17 protein-coding genes and 1 pseudogene are annotated in these 14,110 nt (G+C 38.4%); 6 read left to right on the top strand and 12 right to left on the bottom strand.

Annotated features, from left to right (window positions below):
- Nucleotides 1-4 precede the first annotated feature (4 nt).
- Genes modC through modA form a run of 3 tightly spaced genes read right to left on the bottom strand, consistent with a single transcriptional unit; the run spans nt 5 to nt 2,495 of the window.
- Nucleotides 5-1,066, bottom strand: coding sequence for a molybdenum ABC transporter ATP-binding protein (gene modC, locus ABXT44_RS00520; protein ID WP_416687197.1), 1,062 nt, complete (start codon nt 1,064-1,066; stop codon nt 5-7).
- The gene (gene modB, locus ABXT44_RS00515) at nt 1,066-1,749 is read right to left on the bottom strand and encodes a molybdate ABC transporter permease subunit (RefSeq protein ID WP_416687195.1); all 684 of its coding nucleotides are present in this window, start codon (nt 1,747-1,749) and stop codon (nt 1,066-1,068) included. Before modB ends, modC begins: the two co-directional genes overlap by 1 nt.
- Complete coding sequence (gene modA, locus ABXT44_RS00510) at nt 1,749-2,495, bottom strand: molybdate ABC transporter substrate-binding protein (RefSeq protein ID WP_416687193.1); 747 nt, start codon at nt 2,493-2,495, stop codon at nt 1,749-1,751. The genes modB and modA overlap by 1 nt, the downstream gene beginning before the upstream one ends.
- A 191-nt stretch (nt 2,496-2,686) precedes the next feature.
- On the opposite strand from modA, the gene ABXT44_RS00505 reads away from it, so the two are divergent.
- Nucleotides 2,687-3,223, top strand: coding sequence for a tetratricopeptide repeat protein (locus ABXT44_RS00505; protein WP_416687191.1), 537 nt, complete (start codon nt 2,687-2,689; stop codon nt 3,221-3,223).
- Between the two features lie 278 nt (nt 3,224-3,501).
- Nucleotides 3,502-4,212 (top strand): MBL fold metallo-hydrolase, encoded by a 711-nt coding sequence (locus ABXT44_RS00500; RefSeq protein ID WP_416687188.1) that lies wholly within the window; start codon nt 3,502-3,504, stop codon nt 4,210-4,212.
- A 120-nt stretch (nt 4,213-4,332) separates the two neighbouring features.
- Here the strand turns inward: ABXT44_RS00500 and ABXT44_RS00495 are convergent, their stop codons facing one another.
- Genes ABXT44_RS00495 through ABXT44_RS00485 form a run of 3 tightly spaced genes read right to left on the bottom strand, consistent with a single transcriptional unit; the run spans nt 4,333 to nt 5,166 of the window.
- A complete protein-coding gene (locus ABXT44_RS00495; RefSeq protein WP_416687185.1) occupies nt 4,333-4,494 on the bottom strand; it encodes a hypothetical protein in 162 nt (53 codons plus the stop codon).
- Complete coding sequence (locus ABXT44_RS00490) at nt 4,491-4,664, bottom strand: hypothetical protein (protein WP_416678193.1); 174 nt, start codon at nt 4,662-4,664, stop codon at nt 4,491-4,493. Before ABXT44_RS00490 ends, ABXT44_RS00495 begins: the two co-directional genes overlap by 4 nt.
- 25 nt (nt 4,665-4,689) lie before the next feature.
- Nucleotides 4,690-5,166: an Lrp/AsnC family transcriptional regulator gene (locus ABXT44_RS00485; RefSeq protein ID WP_271556339.1), complete on the bottom strand. Its 477-nt coding sequence runs from the start codon at nt 5,164-5,166 to the stop codon at nt 4,690-4,692.
- 151 nt (nt 5,167-5,317) lie between these two features.
- Between ABXT44_RS00485 and ABXT44_RS00480 the strand changes: the two are divergent.
- The 3 genes and pseudogenes from ABXT44_RS00480 to ABXT44_RS00470 all read left to right on the top strand — a co-directional run.
- Nucleotides 5,318-6,478 (top strand): annotated as a pseudogene (locus ABXT44_RS00480) (PrnB family protein); the annotation flags it as partial.
- Nucleotides 6,476-7,621, top strand: coding sequence for an aminotransferase class V-fold PLP-dependent enzyme (locus tag ABXT44_RS00475; RefSeq protein ID WP_416688490.1), 1,146 nt, complete (start codon nt 6,476-6,478; stop codon nt 7,619-7,621). The pseudogene ABXT44_RS00480 and the gene ABXT44_RS00475, both read left to right, overlap by 3 nt.
- A 64-nt stretch (nt 7,622-7,685) precedes the next feature.
- Complete coding sequence (locus tag ABXT44_RS00470) at nt 7,686-8,072, top strand: DUF2721 domain-containing protein (RefSeq protein WP_416687184.1); 387 nt, start codon at nt 7,686-7,688, stop codon at nt 8,070-8,072.
- Here the strand turns inward: ABXT44_RS00470 and ABXT44_RS00465 are convergent.
- Genes ABXT44_RS00465 through ABXT44_RS00455 form a run of 3 tightly spaced genes read right to left on the bottom strand, consistent with a single transcriptional unit; the run spans nt 8,069 to nt 9,993 of the window.
- Nucleotides 8,069-8,377: a Dabb family protein gene (locus ABXT44_RS00465; protein ID WP_416687182.1), complete on the bottom strand. Its 309-nt coding sequence runs from the start codon at nt 8,375-8,377 to the stop codon at nt 8,069-8,071. The genes ABXT44_RS00470 and ABXT44_RS00465 overlap by 4 nt on opposite strands.
- Before the next feature lie 18 nt (nt 8,378-8,395).
- Nucleotides 8,396-9,394: an arginase family protein gene (locus ABXT44_RS00460; protein WP_416687179.1), complete on the bottom strand. Its 999-nt coding sequence runs from the start codon at nt 9,392-9,394 to the stop codon at nt 8,396-8,398.
- A 29-nt stretch (nt 9,395-9,423) separates the two neighbouring features.
- Nucleotides 9,424-9,993 carry a hypothetical protein gene (locus tag ABXT44_RS00455; protein ID WP_416687177.1) on the bottom strand — a complete coding sequence of 190 codons (570 nt, stop codon included), beginning with the start codon at nt 9,991-9,993 and terminating at the stop codon, nt 9,424-9,426.
- A 126-nt stretch (nt 9,994-10,119) separates the two neighbouring features.
- Here ABXT44_RS00455 and ABXT44_RS00450 point away from each other — a divergent pair, with 126 nt between their 5' ends.
- Nucleotides 10,120-10,836, top strand: a complete 717-nt coding sequence (locus ABXT44_RS00450) for an SDR family NAD(P)-dependent oxidoreductase (protein WP_416687175.1) — start codon at nt 10,120-10,122, stop codon at nt 10,834-10,836.
- Nucleotides 10,837-10,858: 22 nt separating this feature from the next.
- Here the strand turns inward: ABXT44_RS00450 and ABXT44_RS00445 are convergent, their stop codons facing one another.
- The 3 genes from ABXT44_RS00445 to ABXT44_RS00435 all read right to left on the bottom strand — a co-directional run bounded on the left by ABXT44_RS00445 (nt 10,859) and on the right by ABXT44_RS00435 (nt 13,891).
- Nucleotides 10,859-11,848, bottom strand: a complete 990-nt coding sequence (locus tag ABXT44_RS00445; protein WP_416687173.1) for a hypothetical protein — start codon at nt 11,846-11,848, stop codon at nt 10,859-10,861.
- A 1-nt stretch (nt 11,849) separates the two neighbouring features.
- Nucleotides 11,850-12,773, bottom strand: coding sequence for an inverse autotransporter beta domain-containing protein (locus ABXT44_RS00440; protein ID WP_416687171.1), 924 nt, complete (start codon nt 12,771-12,773; stop codon nt 11,850-11,852).
- A gap of 107 nt (nt 12,774-12,880) precedes the next feature.
- Nucleotides 12,881-13,891, bottom strand: a complete 1,011-nt coding sequence (locus tag ABXT44_RS00435) for an Ldh family oxidoreductase (protein ID WP_416687169.1) — start codon at nt 13,889-13,891, stop codon at nt 12,881-12,883.
- Between the last annotated feature and the right edge of the window lie 219 nt (nt 13,892-14,110).

Raw genomic sequence — 14,110 nt, 5'->3', positions numbered from 1 at the left:
GTTGTTACGAAAGTATTGCTGCACTTTTAACTTGCGCAAAAACCTTTGATCCTTTTTTTAGATTTAAGATCTTAGCGGACTTTTTTGTTATCAGCGTGAGTAAAGTGATTTCTGTTATTTTAAGCCGAACCATAATTTGAGCCTTTCCTTCAGGTGACATTTCATCAACTATTGCTGGAAAGATATTTAAGATACTAGTATCAGTCTGCTTTTCTCTTGTAAGACTTACATCACGCGCTGAAACCCTCAAACGAACATTACTGCCAATTGGCAAATTATTATCTGGAACTAAAAATTTACCTCCTGGAAAATCTAGATGCATTAGATTAAATTCTTTTTCACGGCTGATTACTTTAGCTTCAACCAATGAAGTGGCTTCCCTGCCATGGGACATTGGAAGGTCAAACCTGGTGAGCATATCGTTTATTGGCCCAGACCCGATGACCTTCCCATGATCAAGGAGTAGTAAATAATCAGCCAATCTTGAGGCCTCATCAGGAGAATGGGTTACATAGATAATTGGAATATCTAAATCATTATGAAGCGCATCGAGGTAGGGCAGAATTTCTTGTTTACGTTTAATATCAAGCGCTGATAATGGCTCATCCATTAATAAAATTTTAGGCTTAATCAGTAGAGCTCTAGCAATTGCAACTCGTTGCTTTTCACCGCCTGAGAGTTGCGCTGTAGATCGATTAAGTAATTTTTTTATATCTAATAAATTAAGGATAGAGTCTATAAATTCTTTTTCTATATTTGACGATCTTTTAATCCCATAATCGAGGTTGCCCTGAACATTAAGGTGTTCAAATAAAGTAGTATCTTGGAACACATAGCCAATTTGACGCTTATGAGTTAAAACAAAATTTTCACTATCCTGCCAAATTGAATCGCCTATTTTTAGAAATCCCTTACGGGTCTTTTCTAGGCCCGCCAATGCTCTTAATAAACTTGTTTTGCCAGATCCTGAAGGACCAAAAATAACAGTTACACCTTTATCAGGAATACTAAAATTAGCATCAAGAATGAAGCTGTCTAAATCAATTTTTATCTTACATTCAATCACTAATCACTCCTCATAATAGAAAATCGGCGATTAAAGATATACACAACAAGGAGCATGACAAAAGATAAGATAAGTAAGCCCCCAGCTAAAACATGGGCCTGGCCATATTCCATTGCCTCAACATGATCATAAATGGCTATTGATAAAACTCCTGTCTCACTTGGAATGTTGCCTCCTATCATCAGGACAACTCCAAACTCTCCTACTGTGTGAGCGAAGCCTAAAACACTTGCAGTGATAAAACCAGAGCGAGCCAAAGGGACTGCTACTGTAAAAAAGCGATCTAGTTTTGATGCGCCCAAGGTTGCTGCAACCTCCATGGGCTGCTTTCCAATAGATCCAAAAGAATTCTGTAGTGGCTGAACTACAAAAGGAAGTGAATAAATAACTGACCCAACAACGAGTCCAGTAAATGTGAAAGCGATTGAACTTCCACCTAGTGACTCCAAAAAATTTCCTATTGGACCATTAGTGCCCAAAGTCATAAGCAAATAAAAACCCAGCACCGTAGGAGGAAGAATTAGTGGTAGAGCAATGATCGCTTCAATTACTGCCTTAAATTTAAAACGAGTTTGTGAAAGCCACCATGCAATTGGGGTGCCAACTAAAATGAGAATAACTGTAGTTATCGAAGCTAACTTTATTGTAACTAGAAGGGCTGAAAGATCGTATTCATTTAACATTATGGTAAGTCATATCCATATTTTGAGATGATATTTAAAGACTCATCTGATTCAATAAATGACAAAAAGTCTTTTGCAAGCGAACTTTTCTTCAACAGCACTACTTGCTGCTCTATTGGCGTATAGAGTGTTTGGGGCACTTCCCAAAATGAACCAGCCACAGGGTAATTAGGATTCATAAGTTGTGAGTAAGAAATGAATCCTAGTTTAGCATTGCCACTATTAATAAATTGAAATGTCTGTGCAATATTTTCACCTCTTACTAGCTTACTTTGCAAATTTTCCCATAGATTCATTGATATCAGAGCCTCTCTAGCTGCTACTCCATACGGCGCAATTTTAGGATTAGCTATTGCTAAAAACCTTAAATCATTATTATAAAGCCGCTCGTCATTCTTTATAAAACCATCTGATGAACTCCAAAGAATAAGCTTACCTAGTGCGTAGGTGAATCTTGATCCAGTCTTAGATATTCCTTTTTTTTCTAATAGAATTGGCCTTGCCTTATCAGCTGAGAAGAATATGTCAAAAGGAGCGCCATTCAAAATTTGCGCGTAGTGTTTGCCCGAAGAGCCTGAAATAAGGATTATCTTATGATTCTCAGAAGATTGATATTTTTTTAACTCATACTGTAATACAACTTCTTTCATTGCTGGATAAAAATTACTTGCAACTGCAACTTTAATTTCATCGGCAGCAATTTGAGTGAAACTTAGCCCAATAGAGATTAATAAAAAATTAATCATCTTAAACTTAGCGTTAAACATATTATTTTTAATGGCCTATTGCAAAAATTAATAAATATATTCTATAGTGAATTGCCTAATTAATTAATACAATTAGAGTCATTCAAACCTGCAAATTTTTAAGCAAATATGGTAATATATCGCACATTAGGCTTACCACTTAAGAACTACTTAAACTTTCAGGGAAAAATATGTCAAAAAATAAGATTCTTGTAGCTTTTCTATTCTCACTTACCATACTCAATAGTGCCTTTGCTGATTACATAGATGGACAAAGAGAATATGCCAGTGGTAACTATGAAGCTGCTGTGCTTGAATGGACTCAAGTTGCTGAAGATGGACACGAAAGAGCTCAATATAACCTCGCTTGGATGCATGCGAATGGAAAGGGGACACCGCAAGATTTTGCAGTAGCAATTGAGTGGTATAAAAAATCTGCTGAACAAGGCAATGTTAACGCACAATATAATTTAGCAAACCTATATCTTAGAGGTCAGGGTGCTGCCCAAGATGATAAACTTGCTTTTAGTTGGTTTATGAAAGCAGCTGAACAGGGAGATGCTCCATCTCAATATAACATTGGAAGAATGTATTTACTTGATAAGGGTGCTGATATAAATTTCTTAGAGTCGAGATTTTGGATTAAACAAGCTCTAGAGAATGATGATGCATACATTGGTGCACTTGCACAACAACTTTGGGATGACTACAAACTTGGAACTTACTAGCTAAAATATTACTATCAAAAGCCTAAATATTAAGTTAGGCTTTTACAGCTTCAACCGAGCATGTTTCAATACTTATTTTCTCAGCCTCAATAATCGCAATTGTCTCTGCTGCTTGAAGCAATAAATCAAAATGTTGTTATTGTTTTAGATAGTCTTGCAGCATCTGAATTAAAGTTGTATGATTACTATATACACACCGAAATAATGTACCTTAAATTTATGTGTTGAGTGTTAATATTTATTTAATAATTTAATTCCAATATATTGAGTCCAATAATATGAGTTTAATTTTCAAACAACTATTTGAAAGAGAAAGTTGTACTTTCACCTATCTTATAGCAGACAGTGATTCTAAAGAAGCTGCAATTGTTGATGCGGTAGACATTATGATTGACAGAGATACAGCTTTGCTAAAAGAGCTAGATCTAGACTTAAAATTTATTATTGAAACGCATATCCACGCTGATCATATAACCAGTGCGTGCCCTCTAAAAAAATTCTATCCTAAAGCTAAAATTGTTATAGGCATTGAGAATGTTGACGCTGAAGCATGTTCAGATATTATGGCGGGCGAAGGCCATATTCTTTCGATTGGTAATTATGATATTACTGCAATAGAAACCCCAGGGCACACCTTAGGGTGCATGTCGTATAAGATTGGTAATAAAATTCTTACTGGTGATGCATTATTTATACGAAGTACTGGAAGATGTGATTTTCAAGGAGGTTCAGCCATATCTCTTTATGAATCAATTCATAAGCTTTTTAAATTTCCTGATACTACCGAAGTATATCCAGCACATGATTACAACGGATTATCAGTTAGTACCATTGGTGAAGAAAAGAAGTTTAACTCAATGATTAGAGAATCCTTTGATCAACAAACATTTATTAAAAATGTAAACAATTTAAAGTTAAGCATGCCGAAAAAAATAAAAGTATCAGTTCCAGCAAATCAAAGCTGTGGATTAGTAACTGCTATAAATTAGTATTAAGAAAAAACTATTACTCCCTCATACGCACTAAAATTTGACTAGTAGATCAGAGCCAAAAAGATAACGCTAACTATTACGTTAAATAGAATCCAGAGGATGAAGTAAAAGTTATTTTTACTCACTGTCTTCATTTTCAAGAAGATCAAGCTCTTCATCAAGATCTTTATCACTGCTACTCTTAATACGCAGCTCTTCTAACTCTTGCTCTAAAGCTCTCTTTCTCTTGCGCCTATCATTTGGAGAGCCATTTTTCGTATTATATTTAGCAAGTGTCATAAACGCTCATCCTTAAATGTTTCATTAAAGATTGCATCTACTCTTCTTTTAAACTCCTCTTGAGAGTTATTCTCTATGAATATACCTTGAACATACTCTTTAAATTTTTGAGCCTTTTCATACTCTTCTTGCATACTTTCTAATTGTGGTTCTAGTTGTTGGATTTCCATTTTATCTCCTCTCTTAGTTATTTCGTTAGTTTATTATCTCAATTGGAAGCTCGCCTCTAGCAAATGTCTGCTTTAATACTACCGTCGATTCAATACTGGCAATACACGTCAAACTACCAAGCGATTTTTTAACAAAACTTTCATAGCCAAGTAAATCATTTGCAATAATCTTTAAAAGATAATCATGTGAGCCAGTTATGACAGAGCACTCTAGCACTTCTGGTAATTTTTTCATTGCATTTTCAAATAAATCAGCGCTGATATTTGAATTCTCAGTTAGCCTTATAAAGACATAGACCATTGCATTAAAGCCCATCGCTTCAGGATTTATATTTGCACTATATCCACTAATGACTCCGGCCTCTTCAAGTTTTTTGACCCTTCTAAGGCAGGGTGTATCGGACATATTTAATTTTGCAGCCAACTCTGAAATAGCTATTCTTCCCCTATTCTGAAGAATAGACAATATGCTTAAATCCTTAGTATCAATATTAGTATTCATTCTTAATTTCCAATAAATTAGCGATATTCAATAATAATATACTTTAATTTAATGAATATCTCTATTATTATACTATTTATTAGTTAATTTTAGTGATTAAAACTCGATAAATAATGATATTATGCCTTTTTTTATATAAATAACTATAGAAATGACTCCAAACTCGCAGACCTTTGATTACTGGATTAGAAATCGCTTTGTTGAATTAAATTCAGAACTTGAAGAGCTTTACTCTAATCAAAGCGAACGCACTAATGTTGAGTCTGTTGGTGACGATTTAAAGCAAGCTCTTGAGGATGAAGGCAGGGAGATAATTAAAACACTTTTATCCGAGGGAAATACGGATGAAGGCTTTGATAATGCATTCGATTTATTAGGTAATGTTGGTCTCTATATGGCGGCATGTCGAAGACATGAAATCACCGACCCCTCAAAACAATCCACTTCACCACTGAAAGAGGCCTCAGGACTTGCTATGAATATAGGCGCCTCAATTGGTGTTACGCCTCGCTTTGCTACTGCGCACCTTTCAACACATAATAAGGCAGTTGATGGAGTATATAAAAGCTTTACAAACCTGCCTGCTGAAAAATTATTTCTTGATTACAACACTAAAGCAATTCTTGCCTATAAAAGAGCCGCTGACGCATTACTTAAATTGCATCCACTAGGCATTTCGCATCCGATGTGTCCTGAACTATTAGTAGTCGTTAAAAAGGCGCTTGAAGAAGTCATTGAATCTAACGCTGCATTATTTAATAAGCTTAGTGTGGATGACTTCTTTTACTGCGTTCGTCCCTACTATAAGCCCTATCATGTTGGATTTCAGGTCTATCGAGGAGCAAATGCAGGTGACTTTGCAGGAATAAATGTCATTGATATTTTGCTTGGACTTTGCTTTGCTAATGAGCCCGCATATTCACAAATGCTTGTTGATAAATTTCTATATATGGTCCCAGAAGATCAAAGTATTCTAAGAGACTGCATGAGAAGAACCAGCATTATGGACGATTTTCTAAGTGCTGATGTTTCCTCTAAAGAGTGGTACAAGGATAATCTCACTCTGTTCCTTGAAATTTGTCAGCTTCATGGTGACGCTGCAACTCAGCATCATAATCAGCTCGTTGAGAAGTATATAGCGCAGCCCTCAACAGACCTTAAAGAATCTCAACTTAGTAATATTACCGCGAGCGGTCCACCATTAAAAGTTTTACTGGACTCACTTGAAAAATTAAGGGATCGAAGGGCAGCTGCTGATCGCAGTGATATACGAACTCGCTTTGCTGATATTGCGCTCCTCAAAAAGCGCTTGTCAACTAATGGCAAAGTAAATAAGCATAACTTTAAAGAGGATTTTATTTTAACGAAAGCAAATTATCTCCTTAATCACTCTGTTGGAAGACCATTAAAAACCTCTGAAAAAAACTTTTCAGAGCAGCTTTACACTCCTTGGAAAAATTCACTGAGCGAGCCTTGGGAGCAGTGGCTTGGAATTATTAATGAGTTTACTGCATCCTTAGCGAAGCTCTTTAATGCAAAGCAATCTGAATTCTGCCCACAAATTAATTTATCAAGTGGACTAACTAAAATACTGATGTCTTTAGACCGAGCTCAAAAGAAAAACTGCGTCATCTTGGTCAGTGAAATTGACTTTCCAGGAATGGGCTTTGCCCTTAAAAAATCACTACCTAAAGACTGCGAGATTAGATTTATTCCCTCCAATATTGATATAACGAATGCAAGCGTATGGGACGAGTACCTGACTAAGGATGTTGATTTAGTGTTCGTCAGTCATGCATACTCAAATACGGGTCAGCTGTCGCCAATCTCACAGGTGCTTTCAATGGCAAGAGCTAGAAATATCATCTCTATTTTAGACATTGCCCAATCTGTAGGTGTTGTGCCGATAGACCTGAAGGCGTTAAACCCAGATTTTATGATTGGATCAAGTGTTAAGTGGTTATGCGGAGGCCCTGGGGCTGCTTATTTATGGGTCAACTCAGATTGCCTAGATACTTGCAATCCTAAAGATGTGGGCTGGTTTAGCCATGAGAATCCATTTGAGTTTGATATTCATAATTTTCGCTACCGTGACAGTGCACTTAAATTTTGGGGAGGCACTCCATCAATTGCGCCATACGCCATAGCTACTCACAGCATAAATTACTTTACTAATATTGGTTTAAAAAATATAAGAAAACACAACCAGTTCTTAATAGAAAAGACTGCAAATGCGCTTGATTTAGAATTCGTCTCACCCAGGGAAGAGGCGATTAGAGGCGGCACGATGATATTAGACTTTGGGGCTAACCAACAGAAAATATTAAAGAATTTTAAAGAGCATAATATTAGTGTTGATCTTAGAAGTCATGGAATCCGTATATCCCCTCATATCTATAATGATGAGGAAGATATTGATCAGCTATTAAGCGTAATAAAGTCAACCAAACTTTAAAACTAGTCTTACTAAATCAGGATTTAAGTACATTGGGGTAGATTACTAATTAAAATAGGGTGTTATGGATATGACAACACCCGCACTGCTTTTCCCCGCAATTTCACTACTATTTGTAGCCTATACAAATCGCCTTCATTCTCTCAGTGTCCTTATTAGGGCAATGACAACTGAGGGTAGTGATGAGTCCAAGACTAAACATACTGAGGAGCAACTGGATATTCTCAAGAAGCGCGTTACTTATATTAAAAGGATGCAGGTCTTTGGAATTGTAAGTTTTATTTTTAACCTAATGACAATTATTTGTTTTTATATTGAGCAAATTTCTCTTGCGTATTATATTTTTGGTTTTGGTCTTTTAATGCTGTCAGCATCTTTAATTTTTGCGTTGCTGGAAACATTAATCTCTACTAAGGCGCTAGATATTCACCTTGAAAATTATAAGGGTTAAGTTTCTATATCAAAAACAATAATCCCTTGGTGTCCACCTTTACACATCGAAACTAGTTTACTACCAAGAAGGGCATGCTCTGGATGCTCGTTATATTCAAGCAATGCCTGGCGATTCTCAAAACTTGCTATAAAGCCAGAATTAAAGTCGGCTGATTTTTGCTCAAAATCTAGATTATTTCCATATTCAAAATCATTTAAACCTTCAATCTGATTCTTGAGATTTGAAAGGCCCTCAAAAATATCAAATTGCTCAGACTCACTTGTTTCAGATTTAAAATTAAGAAATACGCAGTGCTTTATCATTAGCTACATAAAAATAAGTTACGGTTTTTTGCCAATATTATCAGCAATTAGGCACACTATTTCAAACATGATCGCGTTGGCAACATGCGCTGTGATTTGGTTCGGCGAATCAACCGTTGGCATTAGGCAAACTACGTCACCACCAATGACATTCTTACCACGAAGCCCTTGCAGCATTTGAAGCACGTCCGGCATCTTAAAGCCCTCAATTGCCGGCTCAAGATTTGAAACACCTGGCGCCACAGTGACGTCCAAACAGTCTAAGTCAAAGGTCACATAAATAGGTGAATCCCCAACACGCTCCTGAATCATCTCAATACATTTTTCAACGCCGTACTCGTCATACTGGTCTTTGGTAATTATTTCATAGCCCAGCTCGTAACTTGAATTCAGCCAATCCAGGGTTCTAGTATTGCCCCTGATTCCAACCTGAATACTTTTTGAAGCATCAACAAAACCATCTCTAACTAGGTAGCTTGCCCAATGAGCAGCTGATTTAACCGCGCCCAAAAAATGATCGAGCTGATGAAACGCATCAGTATGGGCATCAAAGTGAACAAGCACCGCTTTCTTACCGCTGGTTAGTTTGGACTTTGGACCTGCAATTGCCTGAAGGATTCCGCCAGTAATCGAGTGATCTCCCCCAATTGAAACTGGCCTTACTCCAGACTTGGCAATAATGTCATAAAACTCAGTAATGTGCTCTATACACTTCTCATTGTTATTTGCCTCTGGCAGTGGAACGTCACCAAAATCTCTAATTTCGCACATCTCCCATGGAGAAATACCAAACTTAAGGTGTCCGCGTCTTCCCTGAGCAGAAATATTTCTAACTGCCCTCGGGCCCAAATGCTGATCGCGCTGAGTAGTCCCATTTCCAGTGCTATGAGGGACGCCAACAAGTGCAATGTCGCAGCCCTCGGTCTCGGGATTATGAGGACAACGAAAAAGCGTTGGCACGCCCCACCAATAGAGGCCATTCATCATCGCAGCGTTATCTCTGGTTTTCTTATCCATTCTTTTAGTACCTATATTTGGAAAAACATCTACTCAAACTTCTCACTTACTTTACTTAGAATAGCTTCTTTATAGGGCACCTTTAACTCCTGTGAAGCCCATGATGCAAACCCTAAGTCAACCTGCTGCCCCCATGTTTCGATAGGGTTTTTAAAGACTGTGACAGAGGACTCTGTCGGCGCAGATAAAAAGAGCGCCATCTCCGCAGCCTCAGCCTCTTCAGTCTGATCCTCTGGAGAAACATACTCACTGATATTAATAAAGTTGGCAATGTCTGTCATCCAATAAACGCAGTGACGGTACTCTACTGCAAGATTAGCACCCTTTATATACTCTTGAGTGAGCTTAGTTATGGCCTCTGTTTGAGCGGCAACAATTTGACCATTAGTCATCTCCATATCCGTTCCATCAATGGCGTGGTAGGCATAAATTCTATTCATGATTTCTTCACCTGCAGTAAGGCCGGCCATCTCTGTTCTAGTAAGCTGAATATAAATAAGCGCTGAGCACCTTATTGCCTCTTCTGAAACTTTTGTGTCGGCATAAGATGGGCTCATAGAGCCGATGGATAGTAATAAGATAGTAAATAGTTTTTTCATAAATAAAAGTAAATTAATTTGAAGAATTAATAAAGTATAAACAAAATAGTTATCCAAATAATATCTTTAGTGATTAATAGTTGCTAAAATAATGAGCTTATCTTTTCACTCATTTAAAAAACTTATATGTCAAATAAATATCTAATTTTTGGTGCTACCGGATCTATTGGATCAAGCCTTGCCGAGCAGCTTACAAACTCAGATCATGAAGTGCATTTAATTGCTAGAAATGAGGATGAATTAAAACCATTATCAGAAAAACTTGGCTGCACTTATTCTGTTGCTGACGTGCTAGAAGAAAACTTTATAGACAAGGTTAAAGCAGATACCTCAGACTTTGATGTGAAGGGAGTCGCATACTGCGTCGGATCAATAGACTTAAAGCCGCTTAAGAGAGTGAGCGAAAATGACTTACATAACTGCATGAAGTTAAACCTCTACTCGGCAATTGAGTCGATTAAAGGTTTTCAAGAAGACCTTAAAAAAAGTAACGGCTCTATTGTCTTATTCTCATCGGTTGCTGCCCAGAAAGGTTTCACCAACCACACTATTATTGCTACTGCCAAGGCAGCAATTGAAGGGTTAACGGTTACACTTGCTGCTGAATTTGCGCCAAACATTCGTGTTAACTGTATTGCACCAAGCCTTACGAACTCTAAGATTGCTCAGCCAATGTTAAAGAATCCAATTGTTGCTGAGGCACTTGCTAAGGCACATCCGCTTAAGAGAGTTGGTGAGGGAAAAGACTCAGCCTCAATTGCAAAGTTTCTACTGAGCGAAGAGAGTTCTTGGGTTACAGGTCAAATTATCGGTGTTGATGGTGGCAGGTCTCGACTATCCTAGTCTTTTCCTATCCACCAAAAAATTAATCGGTAACGGTTAGATACAACTGAACAGGGTCTGCGCCCATCTTCATGATGTCATTGTTTGAACCAACTACCGGAGTAGCGTCTGGGTCCACTACACCACTATCAAAATCAATAGAGACTGAATCCGTTGTTCTCATATTCAGTTTCCAAGTTGATTCTGTTGTCACCACATAAGGCGTTGTAAGCGTTGTGGTCCAAAGAATTTTTGCGGCATCTGTGCAAGCTGTTGCAAATACATCTGTTGACTTAAGAAGAGAGACTTCTGCTGTACCATTTCCAACAGTTGCCACATTATCATCTTCATCTACAACTTGATATCTGTCACCATTTGCTAACCAAGTAGAAGAGCAACGCTCTCCAGTTAACTTATTGATAACCTCATAAGAGAAAATAGGGGCCGAAGCAGCCGCAGCTCCACAACTAATTAATTGAATACCATCTTCAATCGTATCGCCATGTGGCGTTGTAATGGGCTCATTCGTATAAGCACTAGGACCAGCAACAGAAGTCCAACAGGACGTTCCAGTACTAGAACTTGCACCAGTAAGACTATTTGTAGCTGTAAATGAGTGCTTTACACCTAACTTATTACTAATAACAACAACCATATGGGTATATGTTCCTGGATCAATTGCAAATTCTGGAATCGCCATTGCACCAGTAGTGCCTGCAACAATTACATGGTTTACACCAGCGGCATCATTTACAATATATTGACATGAGCTCAAATCATTTGCAGCAGTAGTAGCAGTGCAAATCCCTAACTTATAAAACGTTAACTCATACTCATCCGGTGTATCTGAACATGCATCAGAATACCGGCCCGCTCTAGTTTCATAAACCTGGTATTGTTGGCTTCCAGATTGAACATCAAGCAATCCTGCAGCTGTATACCTACAGCTTGCATCCGCTGCCGTTGAAAAAACAGCTGATATTAGAAATAAGCTAATTAATAGTAATATTTTATTTAAGTTTAATGTTTTCATATTAGTACCCACTCACTGTTAGAACGCCAGATTTCTTCTTAACGATTCGATTCTCACGCTTGACAAGGTCATAGCGCTGATCGCCAAGCTTCTTAAGTTCGTAAGCCGAGCTTGCAAACTCTAAGAGTTTAGGTCTTGTATTCTGTGCGCCAAAGCCCCACGTGTAGTTCAGGTTAATGCTGTTGTTATCTTTAGTCGCTTTGTTTTTATAGTCATGACGCTCAAAGCTAATCGAGACGTTGTCAGAGAGGTAACCGCCGAGCGTGTACTTCCTGCTCTTCTTGTCCTTCATGCCGTCAATACCCTTCCACTGCACTGCGTTCATGCCAAACATCATTCCGGGGAGGTAAGGCAGCGCTACCTTGAAGCCCATGTCTCTGCCGTCAAGTGCTTTCGAGTTAGTACCACTCTTGTCTTTAATGTAGCCTGTGGTGCCGTGGTATGAGTTCACCCTTGCCTCAAAGGCGGAGCTAATAAGCTCAAAGCCAACGCCGTTACGTTTGTGATCGTTCGGGAACTCGTGATCGTAAAATGCGTTAACGCCGCCCATCCAAGTCTCGTCAGCGTTGAGTCTTCTATAGCCTAGACCAAGGTTTAAAGTGGTTCTATCATCAAAACGATTAAGATTGATCTGATTAAAGATAAATGAGTTTGGGTTGTCACCAAAAGCTCTAAGGACGCCAATGTCAACCGATGAGTCACCCTCTTTAAGGTTAGTGCTAACCTCAACGGTATTAAAGTTGGGGCTCAGTAGTGCGCCAATACCTGTTGAGATAAACGAGCCAGTCGAACTGGTCATTCTGCTCATCAGCGTAGACTTAATTTGCTCTGAGTCATCCGCGCTGACGCTCAGGGAAAAACCGAGTGACATGGTTAAGAGTGCGCTCAGCGCGGTCTTGGTTAGATTTGAATTTGAAAAACTCATATCATGCTTCCTTGTAATGATAAATTTGTAAGATGCCAATTATATAGTTAAAGGTGCATTAGGTCTATAATTCAAAATGAACTATAAAAACTCATAAGTCAATAAAACTAATGGATTAATACCTCAATTTTTTCATAAAGGTCCTTGGAGATGGTGATGGTTTGTGACATCTCTCGTACCTTCCTCTTTTCAATGCGCTTATCACCTGGAAGCCTTGTTGAGGGCTGATCAAGGATTGCACCTACTAGGGTTTCAGTTCGCTCACCAAAACTCTCTCCAGAGAAAAAACTAGGGTCAATTGCAATAATCAGCTGACCAACACCCGGTGAATCACCTTCAGCATTAAGAAAAGAACTCGCCTCAAAGCCAAAGTTTGAACCGGTAAGCCCAGCTGCAAGCATCTCTACCATCAGTGCTAGAGCACTCCCCTTGGCATCTCCAATTGGAAGCATTGCCCCCTCAAGTGCTTTTTTTGCATCGGTTGTTGGTCTGCCATCTTGATCAATTGCCCAGCCCTCTGGAATTTTCTCATTGAGTTGATTGGCCACCATAACCTTGCCGCGTGCTACCTTACTTAAGCTCATATCAATGACTAATGGAGCAGCAGTTTCTCTTGGCGAGGCAAATGCGATTGGGTTTGTTCCAAACAAGGGTTTCGTTCCACCCCAAGGCGGAATCGCCTTAGGGGTATTACCGAACATTAAACCAATAAGCCCATCTTCAGCAAGTCTTTCAACATGCCTTCCAGCCTGACCAAAGTGATGCGAGCGAGAAATGCTTGCAGCTGCAATACCAAAGCTCTTGCAAGTCTTTGTTATTTCACTGAGGGCTAATGAGATCGCAGGAAAAGCAAAGCCATGATTGGCATCAACTCGAATGACGCTCCCCTTTGAACTTAGAAGTGAGGGAGATACATTACCAGCAACCTTACCAGACAACACCTGCTCAACGTAAGAAGGTATTCGCGATAAGCCGTGCCCAGCCTGTCCATCAAACTCAGCGTTGATTAAGGCGTCAGCAACTTCTCTTGCATTATCATCAGAAGTCTGGTTATTTATTAAGGCATTAAATGCCAAATCCCAGGCCTCTTTCTCGCTTATCTGTAATGTTTTTATCATCGAAAGTCTCTATAAATTTGCAAATTAAATTATAGTTACCTTAAGGTTATATAGTGCAATCATTTCTGATGATAAGTTTCTCATTAAAAACAAGAATTAGTTTTTACTTCAGTATCTTTTGGATACTGTTTTCGTTTTTCATTGCGACAACATACTCAAAACTAAATAATCAAATATTCATCAGTTGGTTTGATCTTTATAACGTTTATTGGCATATAT

Source organism: Candidatus Pseudothioglobus sp. Uisw_041 (assembly GCF_048087625.1).
Lineage (GTDB): Bacteria > Pseudomonadota > Gammaproteobacteria > PS1 > Pseudothioglobaceae > Pseudothioglobus.
The sequence above is the reverse complement of the archived record's forward strand: the minus strand, read 5'-3'. Positions and strand labels throughout refer to the sequence as shown.